The following is a 9,276-nucleotide window of genomic DNA, read 5'->3' on the forward strand; positions in this document are numbered from 1 at the left end:
CGTCTTTGCGAGCGTAGCGCGGCAATCCATTCCCAAAAGAAAGCGCTACATCTAACGCTGACCGCTTTACGTTAAAGAAAAGCTGCGGCTTTGTTTTTTCGTAAAGCGCTCAGCGTAAAGCGTACGGCTGCCTGTTAAATGGATTGTCTTCGCAATGACCGCAAAAGCTTACTCACTTGGTTCTATGCTTAGCACGCGGGTGAGCTGACCAAACACCTCAAAGCGGACATTATAATCATATAAACGCACGCCATATTGCTGCCAAGCTTGCTGTTTGCGTTTATAAGCCGGACGAGGGTCTTGCATAAGCACTTCGCTAATAAATTGCTGTAAGTTAGCAATGTGTGAGCGAGCGCAAACTAACTCCGCCTCGGGGGTAAAGCGTACTTCCATACTTAAATCGGGGGCGGCAGGAGCAAAACCGCCGTGGGCATCAGGCACGCCATCCACCCAAGGTAAATAGGGTTTGATATCGACAATAGGAGTGCCATCTACTAAATCGACACCGCCTAATTCTAACCATACTTTGCTACCGTCTTTACACATATCAAGTAAGCGCACTACAGAGAGTCCGAGTGGATTGGGCCTAAAAGTTGAGCGAGTAGCAAATACGCCAACACGTTCATTACCCCCCAAGCGAGGAGGACGTACCGTAGGGTTCCAGCCTTTATCTTGAGTGTGATGAAACACAAACATCAACCATAAATGACTAAACTCGCCCAAGCCTTTAAACGCACTAGGCTCATTATAGGGCGCTATCATTTCTAGGCGTGCAGTGGCAGATGTCACCAACCCGGGCTGGCGCGGTACTGCAAATTTTTCTTTATAAGGCGAGCGAATAAGGCCGATAGTATTCAGCACTGTGGAATGAGCATCAGCGTGCGACGATGATGGTTCTGGCGATAACGGCGTGTTTGCCATTAGTCAGCCACCTTAATCGCTTGGCCACTGCACAATACTTGCTCTAAACAGCCGGGCATATCATTAAAGCGAACACAGCTATCTAGTAGTAAACCGTTGGCGCCCATATCGGCGGCGCGGCGGCGTACATCTGCTTTTGCATCAGCATCTTTAGGCGGCGCATCAATAGCAGCAATTTGGCAGGCTTCGCCTTCAATTGAGCCTAAGGTGACATAATTAATGCCTTCTAACTCGGCTTTGCTATACAAGGTTACGCTATCGCCTTTGTAGTAGTCTTTAATGCCCTCAGGCGAGACGTTACTATTAAATCCCCAGTTATTAGCACAACCTGACAATGCCAGCGTTAACAAGCCCACAGCCATCACACGCAACCGCATAAATACGCCCTTATATTTAAAAAAGAACCCAATTGTGCACCAAAACCACCATCAGCGCCAAGTTTGGCAAGGCACTTTAAAAACGAAAGGCTGAAAGCCAGAACCTCTTCCAGCTTTCAGCCTTAAAATCAGCGCTTGGTGTTGATTATCCCAATCTAACTAACTATGTGATTTCTTTTTACGTTGAGCGCTGGAGACACAAAGATCAGCTTTTATACCCACCTACCCCGAGCGTAGGGTCGAATTTATTCGACCTCTTTTGGCTGTGGTTTTTAGTCGGTTGAAATCGACCCCACCTAAGCCATAAAGCCTGAGCAGTTAGTTTTCCAGATTGGTATTATCCTTCTATATCATCAAATTGCCGTAATTCTTGTTGCAGACGTTGTTCGTCTAATATTGCTTCTATTTTTCGCCACTGACCAATTTTAGCTGCCTCTCGCGCATTAAAACGCGGAGACCGTTTAACCACAAATTCCTGACTGAAGCTGCTCCTTTCCATAGGGCTCTCCTGTAAGTTTCTGAGTTATTAACCGGTAGTTCAATTTAGATTTAGCATGACGAGATTAAGAATAGAAGAGGAGGATGACATTAGAGTGACAAAAGAGTGAGCCGCATCAAAAAAGAACAGCGCCTAGCACCAAGCGCCCAGTTTAAAGAAAACGGTCAGCTGTTTTGCCGGTATCTCATTATTATGCTTGGTGCTTGGTGCTTGGTGCTTGGCGCAGGCCGCTATGTTTTATTTTTCCAGCATGGCCGTTAGCATGGTTTCTAACTTATTTTGATCGATAGCGAAGTTACGAATACCTTCGGCCAGTTTCTCGGTTGCCATAGGATCTTGATTATGCTCCCAGCGAAACTCAGCTTCTGTCATGGGCGTTGGGCGAGTTTCTGTGGCGCCTGTATCTTGTAATTTAACCGCTAACTCGCCATGAGTTTGGCTTAACTCTTCTAATAAGTTAGGGCCAATGGTGAGACGGTCACAGCCGGCTAGCGCAATAATTTCATCGGTGTTACGGAAGCTGGCACCCATAACGACGGTTTTATAGCCATGGGCTTTGTAGTAGTTATAAATATCGGTAACTGATACCACCCCTGGGTCTTGCTCTGCGGTGTATTCTTTTTGCTCGGTGTTTTGCTTATACCAATCAAGAATGCGACCCACAAAAGGTGAGATCAAATAAGCACCGGCTTCGGCACAGGCGCGAGCTTGGGCAAAGCTAAACAGTAACGTTAAGTTACAATTAATACCTTCTTGCTCTAACACTTCAGCTGCGCGAATGCCCTCCCACGTGGCGGCCAGTTTAATCAAAATACGCTCACGGCCTATGCCTGCATCTTGATACAAAGCCACTAACTGACGAGCCTTGCTGATGCTGGCCTCAGTGTCAAACGACAAACGCGCGTCTACCTCGGTAGAAATTCGGCCCGGGATCAGCTTTAATATCTCACAACCAATGCTCACTGCCAGTTTATCTGATGCATCCATAAGTTGTTGAGCTGCCTCTGTACTTTGATTTTTTGCCCAACTTACCGCTTGCGCTAACAGCGGCTGATACTCAGGAATTTGTGCCGCCTTCAAAATTAACGAAGGGTTAGTGGTGGCGTCTTGTGGTTGATACTTACGAATGGCTTCAATATCACCTGTGTCGGCAACCACAGTCGTCAGCGTACGTAATTGCGAGAGTATATCGGTCATGTTCAGGATCCTTGGCTTAAGTCTGTATAAAACAATACACAGTATCTCTCATTAGGTACGGTAAAATAAAGCCAAGCGTCTGACCCTAGTCGCGTTTTAGTCAGTAAATAGTAAAAAAAGCAGATTATAGCCGTTTTTATACAGGCGATAGTTTATCATCAAGCACTAATATCAGTCGGTAAACATCACTCATGTGCACTGACCACCGCTTACTCAGCACCCATTACTTTTTTAGGCAGGACTTTATTTATGGACTCCACCATTTTTTTTATCAACAACTTACTCTGGGGGAGCTTACTGGTCTATCTGCTACTGGGGGCGGGAGCCTTTTTTACCATTCGGTTGGGGTTTATCCAGTTTCGTCATTTTGGCCACATGTTTTCGGTGCTAAAGCACAGCCGTCGCTCAGATGCTGCGGGCATTTCTTCCTTTCAAGCTCTGTGCACCAGTCTTGCTGCACGGGTGGGTACAGGTAATTTAGCTGGGGTGGCTGTTGCTTTGTACTTAGGCGGGCCCGGCGCCATTTTTTGGATGTGGTTAATTGCCTTTATCGGCATGGCAACGGCGTTTGCCGAAAGTGCGCTGGCGCAGCTATATAAAGTAAAAGACGGGCAGGGTAACTATCGCGGTGGCCCAGCCTACTATATGGAAAAAGGCTTAGGCATGCGCTGGATGGGGATGCTATTTGCCGTGTTTTTGATTATTGCTTTTGGTTTAGTCTTTAATGCCGTGCAAGCAAACTCTATTAGTGCAGCCATGGACGTGGCATTTGGCATCCCTGAGTGGGCCTCTGGCGCAATTTTGGTGCTAGGAGCTGGGCTAATTATTTTTGGTGGATTAAGAACCATAGCCCGCTTTGCCGAGTTGGTAGTGCCGGTAATGGCACTGGCTTATTTTGTTATTGCTTTTGTGGTGGTGTTAATGAACCTCACCGAATTACCCAGCGTCTTTATGCTGATTATTAAATCGGCACTGGGGCTAGAGCAAGCAGGAGGAGGGGCCATTGGCTATGCTATTTCTCAAGCACTAATGAATGGTATTAAGCGTGGGTTATTTTCTAATGAAGCGGGTATGGGGTCGGCACCTAACGCGGCTGCTTCTGCGTCACCTTATCCTCCTCATCCAGCTTCTCAAGGTTATGTACAAATGCTAGGAGTGTTTGTTGATACCTTGGTTATTTGTACCTGTACGGCATCTATTATTTTGCTGTCTGGTCAATTTGAAGCAGGCTCAGGTGTTACCGGTATCGAGCTTACTCAACGGGCTTTATCCCATGAAGTCGGCGAGTGGGGCAGTGTTTTTATTGCTATTGCCATTTTGTTTTTTGCTTTTACCAGCATAGTGGCCAACTACGCTTATGCTGAAAATAACTTAATTTTTTTAGAGCAAGACAGTAAAAATGGGCTGCTTATATTTAGATTATTTGTATTAGCTATGGTGATGTTTGGAGCCATTGGCGAACTGCCTATTATTTGGGCCATGGCCGATGTGTCTATGGGGCTAATGGCGCTAACGAACTTGGTGGCTATCTTACTGCTATCTGGTGTTGCGGTTAAGCTGGCACAAGATTACAACGATCAACGAAAGCTTGGCAGAGTCCCCAGTTTTGATGCCACTAAATATCCTGAACTGCACAGTCAGCTAGAAGAAGGCATTTGGGATAAGCATAAGTAATACTGAGGCTTAGGAGTTAGTGATGGGTGAACGGGGATTAGGGAGTTAGAAGTGTTATACCCCAATCCCCATTCCCCAATCAATGCTTTAAGGTTGCTCGCCGCGTAAAAACTGTTTACTAATGGCTTTGAATTGTTCGGTGCCTGCTTGTTGTAATAGCTCAAACACCACCATTTCTCGGCTTACAATATGAGCACCGGCACTGCGCATACGCTCAAGACCTAATTGATAATTTTGCTCAGTGCGACTGCCCACCGCATCGGCCACTACAAACACTTCTTTTCCTGCTTGTATCAGTTCGAGTACGGTTTGTAATACGCACACATGGGCTTCCATGCCACAGACGATTATCTGAGAATAGCGTTGCCATTGTTCAGGCAGGCAGTGAGCTGCTACCACAGAAAAGTGTGTTTTTTCAACCACTTCAGGCTGAGAAACTTGGCTCAATAACTCAGGCAAAGTATGGCCTAAGCCTTTAGGATATTGCTCTGTAAAAATGGTTGGGGTATTGAGTACTTGGCAGGCACTAATTAACCACTGAATACGCGCCGTAAGATTGGTGCTATCGGCAATCGCTGGCGCCAGCTTTTCTTGTACATCAATCACCATTAATGCCGCTTGGTCCGCTTTCATTAGCATTTATTGCTCCTTAATATCGCCACTATAAATAATCGGTTACTAGTATGCCGTTTTTAATGGATAAAGAAAAAGCGCTAACAGACGGCCGTATGACGGCAGAAGAGCAGTGTTTTTCTTTGGCGTACGGCGGGCAGCGTTAGACGTACCGCTTTCCCTTAGCTAAATGGCGGTTTTTATTGGCGTTTTTTTATTAGTCGGTTTAGTCTTGAGTACCCAATGAAGGAGTGTCAAAATGGAAGTGCTCTCGCCATTAGAACAACGTGTTATTGGCTGTTTAATAGAAAAGCAGGTTTCTACCCCAGAAGTCTATCCGCTATCGCTTAAGTCATTGCTGAATGCCTGCAATCAAAAAAGCAATCGACAGCCTGTGCTTACCTTAACCGAGGCTGAGTTGCAGGTGGCATTAGACTCGTTAATCGCTCGCCATCAAGTCAATAACTGCGCCGACTTTAATGCCCGCACCGCCAAATACCAGCATCGTTTTTGTAATACCGAATTTGGCGACCTGCAATTTAGCGCTGCTGAGTTAGCCATTATTTGCGAATTACTGTTGCGCGGTCCACAAACCCCAGGTGAATTACGCAGCCGTACCTCACGCTTGTATCAGTTTAGCGATGTAACCGCAGTAGAAGACAGCCTACAAAGCTTAATTAGCAAAGGGCCCTATGTGGTGAAATTGGCCAAGCTGCCCGGTAAACGAGACGCTCGCTATGGCCATTTATTTTGTGATGTCGATTACGAACAGTATCTTGATACCGGTAGTGCTGCAGAAAACCAAGCACTAAAGCAGCAGGTTAGCGACTTACAAGCGCAAATTACGGCATTACATGCCCGCATTGCTGAGTTAGAAGAGTAAAGAAAGCTAGAAGAAACAGCCGTACGCTTTACGCTAAACGCCGTAAGACGCACAGCGATGTCTTTGGCTTTTTTTTAATCAAGCAGCTTCTTGATCAGCGCTTCAGGTCCGCTGGGTAACCCTACTTGCTGTAATTGCATACTACCTTGCTCATCTAACACCGTAATGGCGTTAGAATGGGCAACTTCACCGTCGGGTAGCCCCATATATTGAATATTGAGCGCCATGGCCAGCGTGCGTACTTTCTCATCGTCACCACTAAGCAGCGTCCAGTGTTTGTCTAACTCTCGCTTTTTGGCAAAGTGGCGCATAATCTTTGGCGTATCACGGGCCGGTGTTAACGACACTAATACAAAGCCTACTTGCTCTTGTTGTGCTGGCGTGAGTGCCTCTTGAATAGACTTCATGTCTGCTACTATAACCGGGCAAGCAGTAATACAGTCGGTATAGATTAATGCAATAATTTGTTTTTTACCGGTTAAATCGGCCAGTTTAAGCTCGTTGCTATCGCGGTCTTGCCATTGGCTATTTAATTGATAAACAGAGTCTCCTGGCAGGGCGGCTTGCACGTTAAATGCAGCCAGCAATAACAATGTGAGTAGTATCTTCATTGGTATCTCCTTTTATTACTCAGCGCTCAATGCGCACCTAAAGCCTAAGTTTCTTAAGGTATAGGGGGCTTTTAAGCTAGAGCGAAAACCATAGCGCATAAAAGCGGCATAATCAGACGGGTCGGCGCTGCCAGAGGCCGCCGAGCCGCAAAATAAACCTTGGTCTAGGGTGCTGTCCCCCCGAGACTCGCCAGTGACTAAGGCTGAGTTAAAATCTTGTGACCATTCCCATACTAGTCCGTGCATATCATGCACTTGCCAAAAGTTTGCCGTGCCTTGTCCGACACTTGCTAATTCAGCTGTGGCAGGGCGGGCATACCAAGACAAAATACGCCGACTAAACTCAGCGTCATCATAGCTATTTTTACTGTGCTCAGAGGCCTGAGCCACATACTCCCATTCCGATACCGTTGGCAATCGTTTGCCCTGAGCCTGACAATAAGCATCTGCGGCAAACCAAGATACATAGGTAACGGGTTGGGTTGCTTGTTTAGGAGTGGGGCCGTTTTCAGACCAATGACTTAAATATTGCGCCTCAGCAAATAAAGCGGGCGCTTGACCAGCACGCCAAGCGGCATGCTGTTGTACAAAATCAGCAAACTCACCATTTGTAACTGGCATAATATCCAGCCAAAAAGATGCCACCGGAGTAAAAGGGCTGTCTTTGGTGAGGTAGAGGGGGCGAACCTCCCCGCGGGGAAGTTCGACCATTTTACTAGTAGAGTGCGTATCAGAGTGAGCAGGCACTGAGCTTTGTAGTGCCGCTAAGCCAAGCAACAGTGCTGCAATCATTAGTGAGCGCTCCCTTCCATAACGATAGATTCACCTTCTTCACGACGCTTGGTGACCTCTTCAGTCTTAATAACGGTACCGTTATTGCCCCAGCTATTTAGCACATAAGTTAAGGCGTTAGCGGTATCTTCATCAGATAAGCTCATAGCAGGCATAATACTATCAAACGCCTTACCATTGACCTTAATGGGGCCTTTCAAGCCGTGTACCACAACGTCGATGGCACGAGTTGGGTCTTCATTTAAGAAGTCAGACTTGGCCAGTGGAGGGAAAGCCCCAGGAATACCGGCGCCATCGGCTTGGTGACACGCCTGACAGTTTGCCTCATAAACGCGCTTACCATAAAGCATACGATCTTCTTTATTGTTAGCTGTGAGTTTAGGGCGTTCTTCATAAATACTTTGTACTGCTGACCCTTCAGGTAAATAGACATTATCCGCCACTTTACCCGAATAAATAGTGGAATCTTCATCGCCATCCACAGTAATCATCCCCAGCGCCCCTTTGTTAAAGGCACGAAAGATTGAGTGGTCAACCATAATATAGTTGCCTGGTACATCTAACTTAAACTCGGCTGCAATGGCACCACCAGCAGGGATTAAGGTGGTTTGCACATTTTGGTTTTCTAATGAAGCACCATCAACACTTACTTTGTCAAAAATCTCACCGATGACGTGAAAACTGGAGGCCAAGTTAGGGCCGCCGTTGCCCATGTATAAGCGCACAGTTTCACCTACGTTGGCAGTTAATGCCTGTTCACCGGTTAATGCCCCCACCGAGCCGTTAAATAATACGTAGTCTGCATCTTCTTTAATGGCTTTATCCATGTCAAAAGACTGAAACCCTTGTTCGCCATAAGCGCCCTTGGTATAAAAGTCCCCCTGCATGGCGTAGTACTCACGGTCAACCGGCGGTAAGCCTTCTTCTGGCTCAACCAGCACTAGCCCATACATACCGTTGGCAATGTGCATGCCCACGGGGGCGGTTGCACAGTGATAAACATATAAACCTGGGTGTAGTGCCTTAAAGTTAAATACCGAGGTGTGACCTGGTGCGGTAAAAGACGCAGCCGCACCACCACCTGGGCCATTAACCGCGTGCAAGTCTATATTATGCGGCATTTTAGAACTGGGATGATTAGATAAGTGAAACTCAACTTCATCTCCTTGGCGTATACGTAAAAATTGGCCTGGTACAGATCCACCAAAGGTCCAAAACATATATTCAACGCCATCAGCAATTTCCATTACCTTTTCTACCGTTTCCATTTTTACCACCACTTTAGCGGCATGATCTCGCTCAATAGGTGGTGGCACCAAAGGTGGTGAGGTGAGTACGGCATCAATGACCGGCAGCTCGCTGGCCTGCACAGACAAGGCAAATGTCATACCAATAGCGGCGACAAGTTTGTTTAGTTTCATACATTGCTCCCTGCTTTTTTGTCATTATTAATATAAATAATAAACATGCATCTCAAATGCAATTATCAGGATTTTTAAACTTAAAAACCTGATTTAGATCAATAAATCCTACTGATGACGCCAACTTAACAAAAAAACTACAAATAGGCTAACTCAATGCAACTTAATGCATGATGCCGGAGTGTCGCTTTAAGGGAGCAGGGGATAACTGGGGGCAATAAGTGCAGCTGTAACCTATATGAATATGTTAATATATGTTGTTGTGCCAGCGGGTTCGGTGTGGCTTTGT

Annotated in this window: 10 protein-coding genes; 2 read left to right on the forward strand and 8 right to left on the reverse strand. The window is 46.3% G+C overall.

Annotated features, from left to right (window positions below):
* Window positions 1-168: 168 nt before the first annotated feature.
* The 4 genes from tsaA to tal form a co-directional block, all read right to left on the reverse strand.
* Window positions 169-921 (reverse strand): tRNA (N6-threonylcarbamoyladenosine(37)-N6)-methyltransferase TrmO, encoded by a 753-nt coding sequence (tsaA, locus tag ACTHY5_RS09770; RefSeq protein ID WP_441879150.1) that lies wholly within the window; start codon window positions 919-921, stop codon window positions 169-171.
* Window positions 921-1,298: an Rcs stress response system protein RcsF gene (gene rcsF / locus ACTHY5_RS09775; protein ID WP_441879152.1), complete on the reverse strand. Its 378-nt coding sequence runs from the start codon at window positions 1,296-1,298 to the stop codon at window positions 921-923. The genes tsaA and rcsF overlap by 1 nt, the downstream gene beginning before the upstream one ends.
* Before the next feature lie 337 nt (window positions 1,299-1,635).
* Complete coding sequence (locus ACTHY5_RS09780) at window positions 1,636-1,797, reverse strand: DUF3545 family protein (RefSeq protein WP_441879154.1); 162 nt, start codon at window positions 1,795-1,797, stop codon at window positions 1,636-1,638.
* Between the two features lie 237 nt (window positions 1,798-2,034).
* Window positions 2,035-2,994, reverse strand: coding sequence for a transaldolase (tal, locus tag ACTHY5_RS09785; protein ID WP_441879156.1), 960 nt, complete (start codon window positions 2,992-2,994; stop codon window positions 2,035-2,037).
* Window positions 2,995-3,243: 249 nt separating this feature from the next.
* Between tal and ACTHY5_RS09790 the strand changes: the two genes are divergently transcribed.
* Window positions 3,244-4,668, forward strand: a complete 1,425-nt coding sequence (locus ACTHY5_RS09790; protein WP_441879158.1) for an alanine/glycine:cation symporter family protein — start codon at window positions 3,244-3,246, stop codon at window positions 4,666-4,668.
* Between the two features lie 87 nt (window positions 4,669-4,755).
* Here the strand turns inward: ACTHY5_RS09790 and ACTHY5_RS09795 are convergent, their stop codons facing one another.
* The gene (locus ACTHY5_RS09795) at window positions 4,756-5,307 is read right to left on the reverse strand and encodes a hydrolase (RefSeq protein WP_441879160.1); all 552 of its coding nucleotides are present in this window, start codon (window positions 5,305-5,307) and stop codon (window positions 4,756-4,758) included.
* A gap of 232 nt (window positions 5,308-5,539) precedes the next feature.
* Between ACTHY5_RS09795 and ACTHY5_RS09800 the strand changes: the two genes are divergently transcribed.
* On the forward strand, window positions 5,540-6,163 hold the full coding sequence (locus ACTHY5_RS09800) for a YceH family protein (protein ID WP_441879162.1): 624 nt from the start codon (window positions 5,540-5,542) through the stop codon (window positions 6,161-6,163).
* Window positions 6,164-6,237: 74 nt separating this feature from the next.
* Here the strand turns inward: ACTHY5_RS09800 and ACTHY5_RS09805 are convergent, their stop codons facing one another.
* From ACTHY5_RS09805 to nirK, 3 genes are read right to left on the reverse strand one after another with little or no spacing between them, the layout of a single operon-like run.
* Window positions 6,238-6,774 (reverse strand): SCO family protein, encoded by a 537-nt coding sequence (locus ACTHY5_RS09805; protein WP_441879164.1) that lies wholly within the window; start codon window positions 6,772-6,774, stop codon window positions 6,238-6,240.
* A 15-nt stretch (window positions 6,775-6,789) separates the two neighbouring features.
* Window positions 6,790-7,566, reverse strand: coding sequence for a formylglycine-generating enzyme family protein (locus tag ACTHY5_RS09810; protein ID WP_441879166.1), 777 nt, complete (start codon window positions 7,564-7,566; stop codon window positions 6,790-6,792).
* Window positions 7,566-8,987, reverse strand: coding sequence for a copper-containing nitrite reductase (gene nirK / locus ACTHY5_RS09815; protein ID WP_441879168.1), 1,422 nt, complete (start codon window positions 8,985-8,987; stop codon window positions 7,566-7,568). Before nirK ends, ACTHY5_RS09810 begins: the two co-directional genes overlap by 1 nt.
* Between the last annotated feature and the right edge of the window lie 289 nt (window positions 8,988-9,276).

The sequence above is a fragment of the Oceanisphaera sp. genome (assembly GCF_052084945.1).
Classification (GTDB): Bacteria; Pseudomonadota; Gammaproteobacteria; order Enterobacterales; family Aeromonadaceae; genus Oceanimonas.

What these genes read in the sequence shown, in the direction of transcription:
- tal (WP_441879156.1), bottom strand. Translation starts at nt 2,994, where the DNA reads ATGACCGATATACTCTCGCAATTACGTACGCTGACGACTGTGGTTGCC.
- nirK (WP_441879168.1), bottom strand. Translation starts at nt 8,987, where the DNA reads ATGAAACTAAACAAACTTGTCGCCGCTATTGGTATGACATTTGCCTTG.
- ACTHY5_RS09800 (WP_441879162.1), top strand. Translation starts at nt 5,540, where the DNA reads ATGGAAGTGCTCTCGCCATTAGAACAACGTGTTATTGGCTGTTTAATA.
- ACTHY5_RS09805 (WP_441879164.1), bottom strand. Translation starts at nt 6,774, where the DNA reads ATGAAGATACTACTCACATTGTTATTGCTGGCTGCATTTAACGTGCAA.
- ACTHY5_RS09810 (WP_441879166.1), bottom strand. Translation starts at nt 7,566, where the DNA reads ATGATTGCAGCACTGTTGCTTGGCTTAGCGGCACTACAAAGCTCAGTG.
- tsaA (WP_441879150.1), bottom strand. Translation starts at nt 921, where the DNA reads ATGGCAAACACGCCGTTATCGCCAGAACCATCATCGTCGCACGCTGAT.
- rcsF (WP_441879152.1), bottom strand. Translation starts at nt 1,298, where the DNA reads ATGCGGTTGCGTGTGATGGCTGTGGGCTTGTTAACGCTGGCATTGTCA.
- ACTHY5_RS09790 (WP_441879158.1), top strand. Translation starts at nt 3,244, where the DNA reads ATGGACTCCACCATTTTTTTTATCAACAACTTACTCTGGGGGAGCTTA.
- ACTHY5_RS09795 (WP_441879160.1), bottom strand. Translation starts at nt 5,307, where the DNA reads ATGCTAATGAAAGCGGACCAAGCGGCATTAATGGTGATTGATGTACAA.
- ACTHY5_RS09780 (WP_441879154.1), bottom strand. Translation starts at nt 1,797, where the DNA reads ATGGAAAGGAGCAGCTTCAGTCAGGAATTTGTGGTTAAACGGTCTCCG.